The sequence below is a fragment of the Leptospira jelokensis genome (genome assembly GCF_004769635.1).
In the GTDB taxonomy this organism is placed as follows: Bacteria; Spirochaetota; Leptospiria; order Leptospirales; family Leptospiraceae; genus Leptospira_A; species Leptospira_A jelokensis.
In genome coordinates, this window is the sequence record NZ_RQGH01000007.1 from 171,763 (window position 1) to 190,127 (window position 18,365).

Annotated in this window: 13 protein-coding genes; 2 read left to right on the forward strand and 11 right to left on the reverse strand. The window is 38.5% G+C overall.

What is annotated here, in order from left to right:
• Positions 1–91: 91 nt before the first annotated feature.
• The 9 genes from EHQ62_RS01950 to xerA all read right to left on the reverse strand — a co-directional run bounded on the left by EHQ62_RS01950 (position 92) and on the right by xerA (position 12,205).
• Positions 92–2,164 (reverse strand): methyl-accepting chemotaxis protein, encoded by a 2,073-nt coding sequence (locus tag EHQ62_RS01950; protein ID WP_135640563.1) that lies wholly within the window; start codon positions 2,162–2,164, stop codon positions 92–94.
• Positions 2,165–2,318: 154 nt separating this feature from the next.
• Entirely contained in the window at positions 2,319–3,461 is a 1,143-nt protein-coding gene (locus EHQ62_RS01955; protein WP_135640564.1) for a FecR family protein, read from the reverse strand.
• An 84-nt stretch (positions 3,462–3,545) separates the two neighbouring features.
• The gene (locus EHQ62_RS01960) at positions 3,546–4,187 is read right to left on the reverse strand and encodes a hypothetical protein (protein WP_135640565.1); all 642 of its coding nucleotides are present in this window, start codon (positions 4,185–4,187) and stop codon (positions 3,546–3,548) included.
• Positions 4,188–4,235: 48 nt separating this feature from the next.
• Positions 4,236–5,510, reverse strand: a complete 1,275-nt coding sequence (locus tag EHQ62_RS01965) for a chloride channel protein (RefSeq protein ID WP_135640566.1) — start codon at positions 5,508–5,510, stop codon at positions 4,236–4,238.
• Between the two features lie 277 nt (positions 5,511–5,787).
• Entirely contained in the window at positions 5,788–6,561 is a 774-nt protein-coding gene (locus EHQ62_RS01970; RefSeq protein ID WP_135640567.1) for a 1-acyl-sn-glycerol-3-phosphate acyltransferase, read from the reverse strand.
• Between the two features lie 64 nt (positions 6,562–6,625).
• Positions 6,626–8,782 (reverse strand): PAS domain S-box protein, encoded by a 2,157-nt coding sequence (locus tag EHQ62_RS01975; RefSeq protein WP_135640568.1) that lies wholly within the window; start codon positions 8,780–8,782, stop codon positions 6,626–6,628.
• A gap of 128 nt (positions 8,783–8,910) precedes the next feature.
• Positions 8,911–10,365: a nitrilase-related carbon-nitrogen hydrolase gene (locus EHQ62_RS01980; RefSeq protein WP_135640569.1), complete on the reverse strand. Its 1,455-nt coding sequence runs from the start codon at positions 10,363–10,365 to the stop codon at positions 8,911–8,913.
• A complete protein-coding gene (locus EHQ62_RS01985; RefSeq protein WP_135640570.1) occupies positions 10,362–11,075 on the reverse strand; it encodes a TetR/AcrR family transcriptional regulator in 714 nt (237 codons plus the stop codon). Before EHQ62_RS01985 ends, EHQ62_RS01980 begins: the two co-directional genes overlap by 4 nt.
• Before the next feature lie 194 nt (positions 11,076–11,269).
• Entirely contained in the window at positions 11,270–12,205 is a 936-nt protein-coding gene (xerA, locus tag EHQ62_RS01990) for a site-specific tyrosine recombinase/integron integrase (protein ID WP_135640571.1), read from the reverse strand.
• A gap of 296 nt (positions 12,206–12,501) precedes the next feature.
• On the opposite strand from xerA, the gene recA reads away from it, so the two are divergent.
• Together recA and EHQ62_RS02000 are read left to right on the forward strand one after the other, a co-directional pair.
• The gene (recA, locus tag EHQ62_RS01995) at positions 12,502–13,665 is read left to right on the forward strand and encodes a recombinase RecA (protein WP_135640572.1); all 1,164 of its coding nucleotides are present in this window, start codon (positions 12,502–12,504) and stop codon (positions 13,663–13,665) included.
• A 179-nt stretch (positions 13,666–13,844) separates the two neighbouring features.
• On the forward strand, positions 13,845–14,888 hold the full coding sequence (locus EHQ62_RS02000) for a hypothetical protein (protein ID WP_135640573.1): 1,044 nt from the start codon (positions 13,845–13,847) through the stop codon (positions 14,886–14,888).
• Between the two features lie 16 nt (positions 14,889–14,904).
• Here the strand turns inward: EHQ62_RS02000 and EHQ62_RS02005 are convergent, their stop codons facing one another.
• Positions 14,905–15,732 carry an aldo/keto reductase gene (locus tag EHQ62_RS02005; RefSeq protein WP_135640574.1) on the reverse strand — a complete coding sequence of 276 codons (828 nt, stop codon included), beginning with the start codon at positions 15,730–15,732 and terminating at the stop codon, positions 14,905–14,907.
• Between the two features lie 67 nt (positions 15,733–15,799).
• A complete protein-coding gene (locus tag EHQ62_RS02010; RefSeq protein ID WP_135640575.1) occupies positions 15,800–18,187 on the reverse strand; it encodes an ATP-dependent Clp protease ATP-binding subunit in 2,388 nt (795 codons plus the stop codon).
• Positions 18,188–18,365 lie beyond the last annotated feature (178 nt).

Genomic DNA, 18,365 nt, shown 5'->3' on the forward strand with positions numbered 1-18,365 from the left:
AAAAGCCCACTGCAACGTGGGCTTTTTTATTTGCAAACATCTTATCAATGATACTGCATTTGGACTATAATCAGGCAAAACTCAATTTCATTTAGTTCAATTTGAATTTTTCCACTTGGGTTGACAAATAAGAAGCTTGAGAAGCGATTTCGGCCGAAACAATCGTTAGTTGGTCGGAACCAGATGCAACATCCTGTGTCCCGTTTGAAATGCTAATGATGGTTTTGGAAATTTCTTCTGTGGCACGTTTTTGTTCAAACACTGCTTCCTCAATTTGAAGGTTTAAATTGGTAAGTAGGCCTGAGTTTTGCGCAATGTCTTTTGCATTGTTTTCTTGGAGCAAAACAGAATTTAACACACGATTGGCGGATGTTTCAAACTCTTTCACTCGGCTATTCAAAAGGTTCAGGACTTGTGCGGCTTCCGTTACTTTTTTGTTTCCATTTTCAACGGCGGAGTTTGTGGAAATGACAAGGTCTCCAATTTCCTTTACAGAGGTTCCCGTTTGTAACGCAAGTTTACCAATTTCTTCAGCAACTACTGCAAAACCACGTCCTGCATCACCCGCTCTCGCAGCTTCTATGGCAGCATTTAATGCAAGTAAGTTGGTCTTTTCGGAAATCTCAGTGATGATATCTAGGACCTCGCTAATTCGTTCGGCTTTTTCACCAATATCTTCCATGGCTTTTGTGGAATCATTCATGGCAGTTTCCCCTACTACTGCATGTTCCCTGGATTCGGAAGCAAACTTGGCAAGGTATTCCATCTCTTTATTGATATTCTGCACTTCTTCACGTAAAGTTAAAACCGATTTATCAATTTCTTTCATTTTCAAAACAGCTTCTTCCATCGATTTTCCAACATTATCAGCAGAAGCCGATAACTCTTCCACAGCGGCCGATGATTCCTCAGCGGCACTCGCTTGTGTTTGCGAAATGTCTGATAGATTTTGTGAAGTTGTTGCCATTTGTTTGGATTGATTACCCAATTTTTCTACCGTGTTTTTGATATCACCAATGATGGAGACCAAACTATTTCTCATTTGGTTCATGGAACTTAACAAACTTCCAATTTCATCTTGGTTGATTTCTTCGGGACTCGACGCAAGGTTTCCATTTGCGATTTGTGATGAAAAATCAATTGCTTTATTCAACCTAAGACTGATTAGGTTTTTGAAAACAAAGTTTAAAAAGAATAATACGACAAACAAAATTAGTAGGGAAATTCCAATGGAACTAATCACCACTTTTGTCACCTGATCAGTTAAAATGGAATCAGGAATGCTCACCTGTAATGCCCAAAACTGGGGGTCTTTTCCAATATGAAATGGTGTAAAATAATCGGTGTAGCCGTCGTGATGGATGGTGAACATTTCACCCAATTTTAGTTTTTCTAAATAAATCTTTAAGTGTTCTGGATTTTCTATTTTTTTTCCCAATTTGTCTTGGTCTTGACCATACATCACATAGGTTCCGTCATCAGAAATGAATGCGATGTATCCTTGCCCTCGGAAAGGTTTGCTATCACCGATTTTTTCCTGTAAGGTGCCAATATCCAAATCAATTCCTGCTGCTCCTAAAAATTTACCTTTCGGGTAAATGGGAACGACAAGTGAAATCATTTGAATTTTTTTTCCACCAGCAATGTATTCATAGGGACCAAACACTTTTGCTTTATTTGTTTTTTTTACCTGAAGGTAATAATCTCCAGCGCCATTGGGATTATCATAATCAACAAGAGGTTCAAAATTGATTTTGCCATCAGGTGTGTGGTGAAGGTATGGAATGAAACGACCAGTTTTGTCATGACCAGGTTTTCCTACAAACGCTGCGTCTCTCCCTTCATAGGCATTTGGCTCATAACACAGCCAGATCCCAAAAATATTGTCATTTCGTTCTAATATTTCCCGTAGGCTACTGATCATCGAATCCCTTGGCGGAGAGGCATAAAACAAAGCAAAACGATAACCGCGGATCACACCCATCATCGCATTCAAATGTTCTTGGATTTGAAAGGACCATTTTTCCGAAGTAATCTTTGCATTTTCTTCGATTTCCGATCTCAGATCGGTCACAGTTCGGTAGATTTGGAAGGATGTTAAAATCGTAAATCCAACGAACAAAATTCCAGCGATAAATAACGAAACCCTCTGGCGAATACTCATAGGGATCGATCTTACTGATTTGGAAAATTTTGTAAATTGTTTCGTGTTTGTTCTAATTAAAAATCCAAACAAAAAACAAGATTTGGTCTGGGTTTTTTAGGAGAATCACGAACCGAACCCTGATTGGGTTCGGCCCTGGGATACATTTTGTCCCTTATTTTTTATTTCGTGTTTGGATTTTGAAATTTCGATATTCCACATATTCAATTTCGTCCATTTGGAGTTGGAACACCCCTTTCGTGGAATGTACGATAAAAATATCACCTAACTGGGCAACAACTGCACCTGAAAGGATCTCTCCGTTGGATTTATGAATCGTTTCCAATACGCTATAATGTTTTTGGATTTCTTCTTCCTCATCAAACCCCATTTTTTCTGCTTCCGAGGCAATTTGGTTGAGTGCGTTTTTACGTTTGTTTTCATGATCGGTTTCGATTTGCCCGATCGTTTCTTTAGTTCCTTCTGCCGGAACATCCTTTGATTCAATTTGTTTTTGGATCAAGTCTGAATCTACGGAGACTAAGGTTTCCGCTTCTGCTTTTTCCTTGGGAGAAATGGGACTCGCTACTTTTCCAATCCCTCCATTGGGAAGGTTAGTAAATCCATCTAACTGATCTTTGGTGAGAGAGGATGCCGCCATTTTGGCATTGATCAAGTATACAAGTTCGTTTAAATCGGGATTCACTTCTAAGGATTCGCCTGGCTCTAAAACCACATCGTTTTCTTCTATGGTTTTCACAAATCGTTCGTAATTTTCTTTCGAAAGTCCATCATTCAATTCAATGAGTTTGGGGCCAGTTTTGAATGCTACTGACACTGCCCCCTCGTACACTTTTACTTTCGGGACAGAACCTTTTTCCAATTCAAAGGAAAAGATTGTTCCGCGAACACCAGCCACCATCGTAGGGGAACTGATCGACAAACCTTGGTTTGCCTTTAATTTTACCGATTTAACAATTAAATTTCCTGTCCAAATGTATAAGTCAGTGTTGGGTCTAGAATCACCAGACAAATCACGAAACAACACATCGGAGTTTTCCTTGATCCGTATCACTTCACCACGATAGGTTTGGAGATCGACCTTCCCTAGTTTGGAAAGGATACGATCACCGGGTCTGATCACATCCCCCAAACTTGCGATCCGTTCTTTGCCATTGCTAAGAAGGATGACCTGACCTTGGAGAAAGGTTACAACAGCTCCTGCTGTTTCGTCCTTTCCATCCGACTTTGAGAAAGAAAGAAAATTGCATTGGATGATACTGAGAAGGAGGAGAGAGGATAAAATATATTTTTTCATATTGGTTTCCAATTCGGTCAGTATTTTAAGTAACAAACCAATCTGATCATTTTTTCAAAAAATGGAAAGGTTTTTTTTGTGATTTCAAATTAATTTGGATTTTCCTAAGTTCCATAACAAAAAATACAAAACGATGACAAAACTCAAACTTGATAAAAAAACAACCAAATTGTAAATTCGGTTTTTTTGCAAATCAGTTGGCAACAAATCAGCTGTTACAGGACGAACGAATTGCATCAAAATTAAGATATAACCAATAAATGCCATTGTTGGACCAATAAACAAGAGTTTACCGCCGAAACTATAGCTACTCAATACAATGGGATCTCCCTTAGGATGAGAAGCCAAAACATCTAATTCCCTATAATCCAAATTCCCAAATTGGTACCCGATGGGGGTTCCAAATACGAGAATGCTCGTTCCATTTTGAAAATGGATTTCTAAATCAGTTCCAGAAACTCCAACAGAACTTGCCCCAGTCCTCACAAGGGAAGCACCTTCGGAATTGTAACCGATCCTAAGGATATCGGAGGTCAAAAAGGAATCCTTTGAACTTTGGAAAAACCCTTTCCTTTCCAATTCACAACTTTCGTTTTGGCACTTCAGTGTGGCACCAACTCCCACATAGGCAAACAGGATCACAGGCAGGATCAGGAAAAGGATTCCAACAAAGAATTGTTTTCCATTCCAAGATTGCGTATTGATTGGTTCTGGAATTGGATTCATGATACCCTCACTGCGTAGTGAGTATCAACGATGGATGAATAAAAGCAATCATTTAAGATCGGAAATTTTTTTACCAACATGGGAATGGGGACGAAACCATTTCTTTTTTCCAATGACTTGCGAAGAATAGATACTCACGTGACCGGACATGATGTAAGAGATTTGAGTTGCCAACAAATAATAGAGACCAGAGGAAACACCAAATAACTCCATCCCCATAACAGCACAAGCAAGTGGTGTATTCGTAGCTCCCGAGAAAACGGCGATAAATCCAACACTCACAAAGAGTAAGATATGCTCTGGACTGATTCCAGAAAACAAATTCCCTAAAGCTGCTCCTATAAAAAAAAGAGGGGTAACTTCCCCACCTTTAAATCCAAATCCAATGGTAATTGCAGTAAGTAGTAGTTTCCAAAGAAATGCGGTATCTGGCAAATTCAGAGTAAACGCTGATTGGATGATAGGCACACCTAATCCAAAATAATCCAAACTCACACCACACACAAAGAATACCAAAAGGATCATTCCACCTAACACTGGCCTTAGTGGTGGGTATGAGATCATTTTTTGTGAAAGATTGGAGATTGTATGAATGGCATAAATAAATGCCTTTGCAACAAAACCAGAAGCAATCGAAAGTATAAAAATTCCCAATACCAAATTCAGTTCCCATTGGAAGGGAACGGAAGGAAAGATACTATGTTTTACATTCCAAAGTAAACATACCCAATGAGAACACCAAGCAACGAGTAGAGATGGTAAAAAAAGTTTCCAACGGTACACACCAATTTGAATCACTTCAATGGAAAAAATGGCAGCTGCAAAAGGAGTTCCAAACACAGCAGAAAATCCAGCGCTCATTCCTAGAATAATCAATGTTTGGTGTTCTTTTCCATAAATAGGAAAAAATCTGGCCAGTTGGTGGGCAAGAGAACCACCCATTTGAACTGCGGTTCCTTCTCGGCCAGCGGATCCACCCACCAAATGGGTACCAAGTGTTCCGATGAAAACAAAGGGTGTCATCCGAAAGGGGATGATGGATCTAGGCGAATGGATTTCTTCAAGTAGTAAATTATTCCCTTGGTTTGCCCGACACCCAAATCTGTGGTACATCCAACCGATACACCCACCTGCCAAGGGGAGTAAATAGAACAAAAAAAGATTTTTTTCTCGGACCTCTGTCACAAAATCAAGAGCGAGCAGGAAGAAGGCAGACACTGTTCCTACCAAAACAGAAACCCATAGGGAATAGAATGCCCAACGGATGGTGAACTGAATTTTCGTTTCGGTGTTTGGGTTTTGATTCCTTTCCGTCTGAATCATTTGTCAAAAAAAGATCCTTTCCCCCTACCACCAAGGATAGGAAAGGATCGTTTCCTAAAAACAGAAAAATTCACTGGAGGGGATTTTTTCACTGAGAGTAAATTAGCACGGAGAGTAAATTTATCGTGAAGGAACCTTCAGTTCCAAATACAAAAGATAGCCGATGGAATTTTACATTGTGAGAAAATTCTTCCTTCCTTTAAAATTCTATGGGAAGGAACGATATTTTCTTTCAAGTACGTAAAATAACGAAACCAAAGATTCAAAACTTTTGTAACTAGGAAACCATCCTTTCGAGTTTTTCTAATTCTTTTTTCTTGTCTTTCATTAACGTTTCCGCTTTTAAAAGGTACGCATCAAAGTTAGAATGATCCTTCGCCATAATGGAACCACAATAATGAAAATATATCTTTTTTGATTTTGAAAGATGTTTGTATTCGCTTAAACTAGAATAACCCATAAATCCACTAACGACAAATACATCCAAGTTGATGTTAAATTTATACGCAATTTTCATCACACCTGTTTGAAACGGTTTGATTTCTTCCGTAAAAGTCCGCTCCCCTTCTGGATATAAAAAGATTGATCTTGTCTTTAAAACACGTAATACATCAGTTTTAAAATTGCGAAAATTAGGTTTTTTTTCAGAATATATGACTGCTTCAACGATGGTCTTATGCATCATAAGCGGGATGATTTTATACCTTTGGATGATATCACCACCTAAGTAAGATAAACGAATATCCTTTTCTTTACTTAGATATGGTAAAGATACAATTAAGGGCACTTCCAAGGCATTTGTATGATTACAAATGAGGAATCGGTTGTTCCCTTTCGGATCCCAAGAACCAAGAGAAACTTCTAACGTACGACCTGTCACAAAGAAAAACGAACGATACCAAAAATAACCCAAAAAATTGTTAATACGATTTGACCATCTGTCAAGTCCGGTAACCTTGAAAACATAGGAAAAAACCAATCCTATCGGAAAGATTACTACGACTACAGGTATAAAATAACATAAGACGACAAAAAACTGAAGTTTGCCCATGGGAGAATAGAAGTAGAGATGTATAGAAGGTAAACAAATATTCTATCCAACAGGATAAAAAAACTTAAATGGGTAGCTCTAATATAAACTTAGGATAGGTTACCCGATCAATCGAAATATTTCCACCAATCTGATCCGTTAACATCCCAATCAATTGCAAACCAAAACCTGGTGTGTTCTGAAATGAAACTGATTCAGGAATTCCTTTTCCATTATCTGAGTATTCTAAAAATACCACCTGCCCTCGTTTGGTGATTTTTAGCGTGATTGAAGCATTCGTATGTTCGATAAATGCATGTTTCATTGAATTTGTGATGAGCTCGTTGAGTATGATTCCCAAAGAAGAGAGAATTTTAGCATTCACCTCTACACGTTCATCAATAATATCCAACTGGATGGAGACATCCTTAGGGAAAATAGAAACAATTTCCTGGCAAATCGTTGGAAAATAATCTTGAATCGAAACACTATTATCAGTTTCGGAATGGTAAAGCTTATCATATAGTACGATCATACTTTTTATTCGACCAGCAGCTTCAAAAAGTACAGTTTGTACGGCATTATCTTGCTGTGCATTTGCTTGTAAATTTAACAATGTGAATATGGAACTCATATTGTTTTTTACTCGATGATGGATTTCTTTTAGGATATTTTCTTTTTCTATGAGGAGCTTTTGGATTTTGGATTCGGATAAATTCCGAACACTCACATCTCTTAAAATGACTGTGAATAAAGATTCTCCATTGACCATGATTTGGGAAATTGATGCTTCAATTGGAAATTCTTCCCCATTTGATCGAAGTCCACTAATTTCACCCAAAGCCCCCATCGCTCTTCGGCTGACGCCCGTTTTTTGAAATTGGTCGATATGGCTATCGTGTTGTTTTCGAAAATTTTCTGGAATTAACTTGTCTAAAGGTTGGCCAATGATCTCGCGAGCATCATAACCAAACATTTTTTCTGCCGCACCATTGAATAGGATTATCTTTTTTGAACTATCGATGCTGATGATGGCATCCATCGCGGACTCAATGATTTGCGTTAATTTTGCTTCGGATTCTTTGATTTGTTTTAAAGCAATCAATCGTTCCGAAATATCACGAGCAACAAAGATATAACCCGTTGGCAAATCAGATTCATCGTTTAACAAAACGACGTTGACTTCAATATTTCTGATTTCTCCATTTTTAGCATATTGGATAGCTTCACCTATAAAACTTCCTTCTAAATTTACTTTTTCAATCACTTCACTGTTTGAGAAGCGTTGGTATTCCGTATTTAAGACTTCTAATAAATTTTTTCCAAGTACTTCCTCCTCTTTCCAAAAAAATATCTTTTCAGCAGCTTTGTTCCAATAATTGATCCGTTGATTAAAATCTGTACCAATCACAGCATCCAAAACATTGTTGAGCATATTTGCTTGTTTGGCGATTCGACTTTGGACATTGTATTCTTCTGTAATGTCGCGAAAGACAAGAACTACACCGTTGGTTTCACCATTTAGATCTTTAATCGGAGAACCTGAATCGGCGATTTGATATTCTTTTCCATCTTTGGCGATGAGGACGGTATGGTTTGCTAAAGCGACAATCGAATTGGTTTTTAAAACTACTTCGACTGGGTTTTCCACTTTTTGTCTCGTTTTGACATTGATGATATTGAAAACTCGATTGATTTCCAAACCAATGCCTTCTTCATGTTTCCATCCTGTTAATTTTTCAGCTACTGGATTGATCCGAGTGACATTCCCTTCTTTATCGGTGGCGATCACTCCGTCACCAATGGAGTGTAATACAGTTTCTAAATGTTCTTTTTTGCTTTTGGTTAATTCATTGGCTTGGAACAACTTAAATGCCATTTTGATCGAAGCATCAAGCACAGTGAATCCGGAGTTTTTCACAACATAACCATAGGATGTGATGGACTCTGTTTTTCTTACGATTTCCCTTTCGGTGTGAGACGAAAGGAAGACAATTGGAATTTCTTTGTGGTTTAAGATTTGGGTAGCAGTTTGTGTTCCATCCATACCCTTTCCCAAATCGATATCCATTAGAATCAAATCAAATGGATTTTCACCTTTTAGTATGAGATCAATCGCATTTTCTCCATTGGTAACATGTGTTACCCTGTAACCACCTTGCTCCAATTGTCCTTTTTCATAAAGGGCTAAGATGGCTTCATCCTCAACAAGTAAAATCGATTTATCTGTAACGATTGTCATCCGTAGGTCCTTTGGTTTTCAGAGGTGAAATCCTATGAAATACCGAACTCCAAAAGATGCCAGATTGAATTTGGATTTCAATCAAATAATTTAGAAATTTTAAAGGATCGAAATCCAATTTACTGCGATCAAAGTTTCGTGATTATCCTAGATTTTATGATGGAAAATAGAAATCGGCTGAAACTGAGAGTAAAATAAAGAAATGCGACACCAACGAACCAATTTCCATATTGCGTATAAAGTGTATCAAACTTTGTGAAGGGAACAGAAGAAACTAACACACCATCATTGGACTCAAAAGAATCCAGTGTTCCTTTTGCTCTTCCATACGCATCAAAAATCCCGGAAAGTCCATCTCTCGTGGAACGAACGATAGAGGAACCATTTTCAATTCCGCGTAGAACTGCCATCTCTGTATGAAACGGATTGATCCCTAACCAATCGGAAGCTGGAATGAACGTAATCCCTGAACCCTCTTTGGAATGGATTTCAGTCACGCGTAGGCTATCATAGTCATAACAAATCGCAACGGACATTTTGCCATACTGAGTTTGTATGGCCTTTATTTCCGATTGGTATTTTGATACTGGTTCACCAGGAACTAAAAATTGTTTAAAATATGTTTGGCGAATGGTTCCGTCTAACGCGATCCAAACCAGTTTATTATCGAAGAAAAATTCAGATTCTTTTAATTGGACAATATAGGCGGCAATGATTTCAATATTGTTTTCTTTTGCAATTTTTGAAATTAAATCCAAAAAAGCAGGTTCTTCCTCTTTTTTTACCAGAATTGCACCTTCATTCCAAACAACTACCTTCGCTCCTTCTTTTGCAGCCTGTGTAGTTTGATATAGGGTGACTTGGGTGTTTTTTGTATTGGTATTTGCATCACTAAATATAGATCCAATTGCGTATTTAGTTGTGATGGTAGCTACTTTGATTTGTTCTCCAGGAATGGGCCTACTCAATCGAAACGTTCCGTAAAAATAAAGTAACAAAACGAAAAGGAACGAAACCATTACGTAAAAAATAGACTGCCTTTGGACTTTTGCCTCGTCAAATGTTTCACTCAAAACCTGCTCTAAACTAACATTGATTAGATAAATAAAAAAACTGAGTCCTGTTGCACCAATTAAGGATACAGATTGCAATAAAATTAAATTTCCAAGTTGGCTATTGGCCAACATTCCCCAAACACCCAAATCTGAAAAGTAACCACCAAACCATTCAAAAATACAACAAAGGAATGAAAAAAATAAAATAGGTGAAACAAATTTTTGATAACGAATCCTAACAAAATTCCAGAGCCAAAGGATAAAAGTAAAAAGGATGCCTGCTTGGATTCCTGAAAAAATAGCAATCCAAAGATGGAAAGGTTCACTTACAATTCGTAATGTCGAGATGATTTGAAAAAGAATTAAACTTGGCAATAAAATCTTAAACGGATGGCCTAAACGAACATATCGCAAAAAAGGTATAAAAAGAATCCAAGCAAAAATTGGAACATTCCATTTCATTCCAGTGAAACAAACAAATAATCCGCCTAAACTTAATAGAATCCATTGGTTTGAAAGATAACTCATTTTTTCCTTCTCCCTTGTGTTTTTTCTTTGATTCTGCCCCCGGCACCTAACCAAATATAATGAAACGTTTCCAACCAAACTGTTTCTAAATTTTCACCCAACTGAAACGAAAGGATTGGAATCCCAAAAAAACAACTAGCAATTGACAAAGATAATGATTTCCAATTTGTATCTTTCGGAAGTTCTTTCTTCAACTGCGCCAAATTCATTGCTTTTTCGAGTAACATTTCGATTCCACCGATTTTCAAACTAAGAATCTCTGGATGATTTGGGAAAAGTAATGTCTTTTCAGCGTCTGTCAAAGTTTGGTGCTGCAACTTTTTTTTCTTCCTCGCCTGAAACGATATGATTTCCAGTAATATCCTTGGATTTTTTTTGGATTCTCGGGCTGTGTATTGGAACAATGATACCAACAATCCATACCCTGATCCTTCAGAATTTTGTTTTTCATTAAAAACAGTTACAAAAAGACTCCAAATTTGAATGTAGTGAAGGATCAAATCATCTTTTTCAGGAAAATAATTGTAAAACGTAGGTTCCGAAATTTCTGCGATTTTGCAAAGTTCGATGATTTTGATCTCATCATAAGGCCGAGATTCCATTAATGTCAGCAAACCAAATGTGAGATTTGTCCGTGTCCTCGCAAATTTCCGTTCCTTTAAAGGAAATTTATGAAGAGGATCAACCTTTGTATTTTCAAGTCGGAACACGATTTTATTTATAGTCGGCTTAATTTTTATAGTCAACTATATTTTTAGCACTCCAAAGCCGTAAGGTGAACTTATTTGGATTTTTTTCTACGTGTTCAGGAAATCGTTTGCGAGAAAGAGAGAATCGTGATAGGGAGAAAGCATTGGGTGGCGGGTCTAGTTCCCCACCCTAAGTCGGGCGGGGATTGAATTCCTCACTTCTTTGCGTGCGGATGCGCATTCCGATAAACTTCTTTTAATCTATCCCTGGAAACACTCAAATACACCTGAGTAGAGGACAATGATGAATGACCGAGTAACTCTTGTACGGCGCGAATGTCTGCCCCGGCATTGAGAAGGTCGGTTGCAAAGGTATGCCTAAATTTGTGAGGTGTGATGGCTTTTTCCATTCCCATCATCACCCTTCGTTCAGATAAAATATAGCGAATCCCACGAGTTGTTAATTTTCCACCCCGTTGGTTTAAAAAGATTTCATCTGGCCCACCGTTCCCTCTCTCTTCCAAATATTCTTTGAGAGCTTCTTTTGCTTCAGGACCAATGAAGACAAATCGTTCTTTCCTTCTTTTTCCCATAACCTTAAGTGATGTTAACTCTTCATTCAAATCACTTAACTTAGCATTGACCAACTCAAACACGCGGAGTCCCGTGCTATACAAAACTTCAACGATGGCCTTGTCTCGTTTCCCAAGTACTTCCTTTTTTTCAGGATCTTCATAATCGAGTATGTCTTCCGTTTCAATCGGAGTAAAATTTTTAGGTAATTTCTTTTTTGTTTTTGGGAAACTCACTTGCAGGATTGGGTTCGCCCCAATCTTTTCTTCACGGAATAAAAATTTATAAAAGGTACGTAAGGAAGAAAGTTTACGACTCTGTGTTCGTTTGTCCTGTTTTTTAGTCGATTTTAAATCTGAAAAGTATGCCCGAACATCCAAAACATCAACACTCAGGATATCAATTTCTTCTTTGATGCAAAACTCAAAGAAAAACTTTAAATCGCGCAAATAGGCAAATAAAGTATGTTCTGAATAGTTTTTCTCAATTTTTAAGTAAGTGCGGTAACTGCGAAATAAATCCGCCATGGCTTGGGGAAAATGTTCTGGGATCTGGACTTCGAGGACAGGCAGGGTCATACATCAAAACTATCGGCTAAGTTTTCTTTCTACCCTTCCAAAAAAATACTATACAAGTACTTACATTTTGTTTAGTGTTGAAAACGGAAAAAAAAGACATAATCCAGAAAAATTCCTCTCCCAACCCTAGTTTGTCCCAGGCCTAAGGCATAATGGAGGCACTTCGGAAGAGAAAAAGAGTGGAATTCGGAAGGGATGGGTTCATCCTTGAGTGAGTCAGACGGATTTTTTAAAACCAACTGACCAAGTCCCCTACCTAGTCTTTCGGAACACCGACTTAGGAGAACGATTGATTCATGAAAAAAGAGAAAGCTGACAAGGCACTAGAAAAAGAAACCGACCAAAGAAAACAGGCGATTGATGCCGCCCTCGGCCAAATTGAGAAACAATTCGGCAAAGGATCCATCATGCGTCTCGGTGCCGACACTCGTATGGCCGAGATGAATGTGGTATCCACTGGCTCTTTGGACCTTGACATTGCTTTAGGAATTGGTGGTTTCCCTTCCGGTCGTATCATCGAAATCTATGGACCTGAGTCCTCCGGAAAAACAACGCTTACGTTATCTGCCATTGCAGAAACGCAAAAGAAAGGTGGCATTGCTGCTTTTATCGATGCGGAACATGCCCTCGACCCGTCATATGCCAAAAAACTTGGTGTGAATGTAGACGACCTTCTCGTGGCCCAACCAGACAACGGGGAAGAAGCTTTGGAAATCTGCGAATCTCTCGTTCGTTCCAACGCCATTGACCTCATTGTGATCGACTCCGTTGCCGCCCTAGTCCCGAAAGCGGAAATCGAAGGGGATATGGGAGACTCCCACATGGGACTCCAAGCGCGCCTCATGTCACAAGCCCTTCGTAAGCTCACTGGTACCATTTCAAAATCCAGTACAACTGTCATTTTCATCAACCAAATCCGAATGAAAATCGGAGTGATGTTCGGAAGTCCTGAAACCACTACTGGTGGGAATGCATTAAAATTCTATGCTTCGATCCGCCTTGATATCCGTAGGATTGAAACCCTCAAAGAAAAAGAGGAACCCGTCGGAAACCGCGTGCGTGTGAAAGTGGTGAAAAACAAATGTGCGCCACCATTCCGCCAGGCAGAATTCGATATCATGTACGCCAATGGAATCAACCGTGAAAGTTCCCTCATTGATCTGGCAGTCCGCCATGATTTAGTGGCAAAGGCTGGTTCTTGGTATTCCTATAACGGTGAAAAAATTGGCCAAGGCAAAGAACAAGTGAGGAACTTCTTCTTAGAAAACCCAGACATCGCTTTTAAGATTGAAAACCAAGTGCGTGATTTGAATGGCCTCCCAGTCCTTGACCAGGCAAAGATCCAAACACGAGAAGTGAAATCCATTGAAAGAGACCCCAAAGAAACTAAGGAAACAAAATCAAAACAACCTGTTAGTTTCTCAACGGAAGGGGAAGGAGATATCGCTGTAGGCGAATAAACGAGAAAGGCTTTCTTTTTAGGAACCATTGACCGGTTCGGGTTTTCCCCGGGCCGGTTTTTTTTTGCCTAAGACGAAGATAGAACTTTTGAGAAAAAAGATATAAGAAAAAGGATGGAATCAAAACCTATCCACTAAACACAGCAAGGTGAGTATAAGTTCATTCTTAGTTATTTTTTATGATCCCAAAATTATCGTTTCTCCTTTTTTGTTTCTTGGCCCATTGCCAAATAGTTGAAAACAAACAAACAGTAAGCCCTTTCGAACAAAATCTCTATCAGGAATGGGCAGGATTCACCGATGCAGATCCTATCCACCAAAGGGAAATGGATCTAAGTTGGAACAAATTAATCCAAACGAGAGATACCATCACTGCGTATTTAAAAACAAAAGATTACCATCCCAAAGTCAAAACAGTGGTTTACCCATTTAGCGGAATTGATGTCTTAAATTTGTTTTCCTTTTTTCCAAACTGCGACCGTTACATTTTATTTGGATTAGAGGATCCTGGATTTCCAAATAAATATGGAGAATTATCAGAGAAAGAAAAATCCATAGTCAAAGCAGGTATCCGTTCTTTGTCAGACCACTTAGCAGGTAGGAACTACTTTACTTACCGAAAGATGAAAGAAGAAACAAAGAAAAAAGAGTTAAATGGTGCCTATCCAGTATTTGTTGCTTTTTTAAAGCGAATGGGTAAGGAAATCGTAGATTCTAATGAGGAAACAATTCAAGGCAAAGGAATTGTTTATAAAGGTTTTACGATCCATTTATATGATTCTACCTTAAAAAAGAAAGAATCACTAACGTATTTTAAAATATTCTTAATCGGAAATGAAGGAATCGAAGGTGATGGATTGTATGAATATTTTTCCAAGTTAGGTGAAATAGGTATCTTCACAAAGTCAGCAGAATACCTTTTCCATGGAGAAAAACGTAAGTCTTTCAGAGACCTTCTTCTAAAAAATGTTAGTTTTATTGTCCAAGATGACTCTGGATTTCCCATTCGACTTTTTCCCGAAGAGTCTTGGAAACGCTCAATGTATGGAAGGTATGAAAGATCTTGGAATTTGTCTGGGGCTGTTGTTCCAGAAGACCAACCAGAACTGAAAACATTAAGCCAAAAGACAAATGATTCCATTTTGCCATTCCCGTTTGGATATGGGTATTTGGGAACAAAGGACAACAGACAATCGGCTGTCCTTGTGTTTGAAAAAAAATAGATCTTTGGGAATAGATTTAAACGACTGTCGTTGGATCCCAACAAGTTCGAAAATTCTCATTCCAATTGGATATTTCTTTCATATCTTCAGGTGACAAATTGAAATCAAAGACAGCAGCATTCTCTTTGATCCGGTTTGGATTTTTAGATTTGGGGATCACAACATTACCTGATTGTAATGACCAACGAATGAGTATCTGAGCATTCGTTTTTCCATACCGATTGGCTAATTTTGTCACCCTTTCATCTTCTAGTTTTTGTCCATGGGCTAACGGACTATAGGCTTCTAATAAAATTCCCTTTTCATTACAATAGGATTTAAGATCTGTGTCTTGCAAAAATGGATGGTATTCCACCTGGTTCATCGCAGGTACAATGTCAGTTTCCTTGAGTAATTCTTCCAAGTGTGGAACCATAAAATTACTCACACCAATCGCTCTTGTTTTTCCATCCTTTTTGATTTGTTCTAATGCTCTCCATGATTCCTTACGTTTGCCTGAGACAGGAAAATGGATCAAATACATATCCACGTAATCTGTTCCTAACTTTTTTAAAGACACATCAATTGCTCTTTGTGCCTCATCAAAGCCTTGGTCCGCATTCCAAAGTTTGGTGACAAGAAATACATCCTTCCTATCAATCCCACTCTCTTTGATCGCAGCTCCAACGTCAGCTTCATTGCCATAAATGGCGGCCGTATCAATGTGGCGGTATCCTGATTCAAGAGCAAATTTCACTGCCTCAAAACATTCTTTGGGGCGGGATTTCCAAACCCCTAGTCCTAAAATGGGGACTTGTATTTCTTGGTTGGAAGTAAGGGTAGAGTTGATTGTGTATTCAGCCATAACTGAATGTTTAGACGAAAATCCCAACCATAGTGGAATCTATGATTGGGATAAAATTCCCATCAATTTACACTTTGGCAGCCACAACATCGTGGATCGGAGCAAATTGTAAATCGTCTCCGTTCCAATCAGCGCGGTATCTTCCTTCTCCAATACTTCCGGAAAGAATGGCTTTTGCCAAAGGACGATTCACGATCCGATTGAACACACTTCCGAGTGGCCTTGCTCCAAATTTTGGATCAAATCCTTGTTCCGTCAAAATACGTTCTGTACTTTCGGATAACTCGATCACAATTCCTTTCACCTTCAATCTTTCATTTAACAAACGTAGTTGTTTTTCAATCAGTTTCTCCATAATCGAAGAATCTAATGAATGATAGGTTAACACTGCGTCTAGTCTACCGAGCACTTCCGGTTTGAAATCCAACTCGATATTTTTCGAATTCGTGGTGAGGATCACAATGGTATTTTTAAAATTAATGGTTCTCCCTTTGTTATCCGTAAGCCTACCATCATCTAAAATCTGAAGTAAGATATCAGAAAAATCAGGATGGGCTTTTTCCACTTCATCAAACAACACAACTGAATATGGTTTTCTTCTGATTGCTTCCGTTAAAATCCCACCTTCATCGTAACCAACATAACCTGCAGGTGCACCGATGAGTTTTGCCACGGAATGTTTTTCAGAATACTCACTTAAGTCCAATCGAACCAAATTTGTTTCTTGGTCGAACAAAAACTTTGCAATCGCTTTTGCCGTTTCTGTTTTTCCTACACCCGTTGGACCCTTTAGTAAAAAAGATCCAAGTGGCCTTGTTTCCGATGAAATTCCTGCGTAGGATGTTAATAAAGTATCAGCAATCTCACGAATGGATTCTTTTTGTCCATATACTACTGAATTCAAATCATCTTCCAAATGGAGAAGGTTCTCTTGTTTCGTTTTGAGAATTTTCTCAACAGGAATTCCAGTTTGTCTTGCGATCACTGCCGCGATATGATTTCTTTCTAAAATCCAACTGTTTTGGAAAGTACTAAGCTCCTTTTCTAATTCAGGTAATACTGCATATTTCAAACGAGAAGCTTCCGTATAATCCGCACGTTGTTGTGCTGCATCCAAGTCAAACTTCACTCGATCAATTTTATTTTTGATCGATGCTATTTGTTTCAAAGAATTAACTTCTTTTTCCCAAACTTCTTTTCCAGTTTGGAATTTCTTTTCTAATGATTCGATTTCTTTTAAAATCTCTTCATTTTTCTTCTCTACTTGGGCATATATTTTTTTGGTACGAATTTCACTTTCAAGTTCGACTAGTTCTGTAGGCATTGCCTCCGCCGAAAGTTTCAATGCAGATGCAGCTTCGTCTACCAAATCAATAGCTTTATCAGGTAAAAATTTATCTGTTATGTATTGGTCAGACAAAAGGACAGACGCATAAATTGCTTCATCTGAAATTTTAATTCCATGATGGATTTCATGTTTATCACGAATCCCCATTAATATTTCAATTGCATCTTCTTTACTTGGTTCATTTACAGGGACAGCACGAAACCTTCTTTCCAATGCTTGGTCACCTAAAATGTATTTTTGGAACTCATCACCTGTAGTTGCACCGATACAATGCAATTCTCCCCTTGCCAATGCAGGTTTTAATAGATTGGCCGCATCCATTGCACCTTCTGTTTTCCCGGCACCCACTAATTGATGGATTTCATCAATGAACAATATCGCTTCGCCAGCTTGTCCTTTGATGTAACGCAAAAGTGCTGTTAGTTTTTCCTCAAATTCACCTCGATACTTTGTCCCTGCCATGAGTTGCCCCATATCTAGGGAATATATGGTTTTCCCTTTTAAAACATCTGGCACTCTTCCTTTAACGATTTGTTCGGCAAGCCCTTCCACAATTGCTGTTTTTCCAACACCAGCACTACCGACTAACACAGGATTGTTTTTTGACCTTCTACCTAAAATTTCCATTACAGAACGAATTTCTTTACTTCGCCCAATCACAGGATCCAATTTACCTTCTCTTGCCAAATCGTTTAGATTCACCAAAAAGTTAGGAACTTCTTCATCCGTTTCTTTTACGTTCAGCTCTTCGTAGTTGATTTTCAACTCTGGTAAAATCTGTGGTAAAAATTTTAAAAAATCCGCTTCTTTGAGTTCTTCTCTACCGTTTTCGGCCGCACGCGAAGAGGCCATTGTAAACCATTGGGCCAATTTTGGTGAAGTCCGGAGGGATTCAAAAGGAATCTCACCTGTGACCTTCGCTTGTTTTTTCAAAAATTCATCCACAGTCGATTTATATTTCAGTAACGTTTTTCCAGAAACAGAAGTGGGAAGGGTCATAAATCCCCAAACCAAATGGTAAGGAGTGATTTCTGTATTTTGTCTCCTCATTGCTTCCGTTTGCGCTATGTCCAAGGCTCCTTGGACGTTAGAGTCATATTGTTTCATAGTGTTTCCTCACTTTTAGCACTCTGGACGTTAGACTGCTAATATTTTGTTCTTATTACAAGTTTTTTTTGGAAAAGGACTTTCTTTGCTCCTTTTCCCAAGGAATCTAGAGAAGGATTCCGGCCAAATCCCCCTTTGGCTTCCCTTTGCCATGGAAAAAAAATTAGATGGTCCTTAG

Coding starts and splice junctions, on each gene's coding strand:
- EHQ62_RS02010 (WP_135640575.1), bottom strand. CDS start 18,187: ATGAAACAATATGACTCTAACGTCCAAGGAGCCTTGGACATAGCGCAA.
- xerA (WP_135640571.1), bottom strand. CDS start 12,205: ATGACCCTGCCTGTCCTCGAAGTCCAGATCCCAGAACATTTTCCCCAA.
- EHQ62_RS01955 (WP_135640564.1), bottom strand. CDS start 3,461: ATGAAAAAATATATTTTATCCTCTCTCCTCCTTCTCAGTATCATCCAA.
- EHQ62_RS02005 (WP_135640574.1), bottom strand. CDS start 15,732: ATGGCTGAATACACAATCAACTCTACCCTTACTTCCAACCAAGAAATA.
- EHQ62_RS01965 (WP_135640566.1), bottom strand. CDS start 5,510: ATGATTCAGACGGAAAGGAATCAAAACCCAAACACCGAAACGAAAATT.
- EHQ62_RS01975 (WP_135640568.1), bottom strand. CDS start 8,782: ATGACAATCGTTACAGATAAATCGATTTTACTTGTTGAGGATGAAGCC.
- EHQ62_RS02000 (WP_135640573.1), top strand. CDS start 13,845: ATGATCCCAAAATTATCGTTTCTCCTTTTTTGTTTCTTGGCCCATTGC.
- EHQ62_RS01980 (WP_135640569.1), bottom strand. CDS start 10,365: ATGAGTTATCTTTCAAACCAATGGATTCTATTAAGTTTAGGCGGATTA.
- recA (WP_135640572.1), top strand. CDS start 12,502: ATGAAAAAAGAGAAAGCTGACAAGGCACTAGAAAAAGAAACCGACCAA.
- EHQ62_RS01960 (WP_135640565.1), bottom strand. CDS start 4,187: ATGAATCCAATTCCAGAACCAATCAATACGCAATCTTGGAATGGAAAA.
- EHQ62_RS01970 (WP_135640567.1), bottom strand. CDS start 6,561: ATGGGCAAACTTCAGTTTTTTGTCGTCTTATGTTATTTTATACCTGTA.
- EHQ62_RS01950 (WP_135640563.1), bottom strand. CDS start 2,164: ATGAGTATTCGCCAGAGGGTTTCGTTATTTATCGCTGGAATTTTGTTC.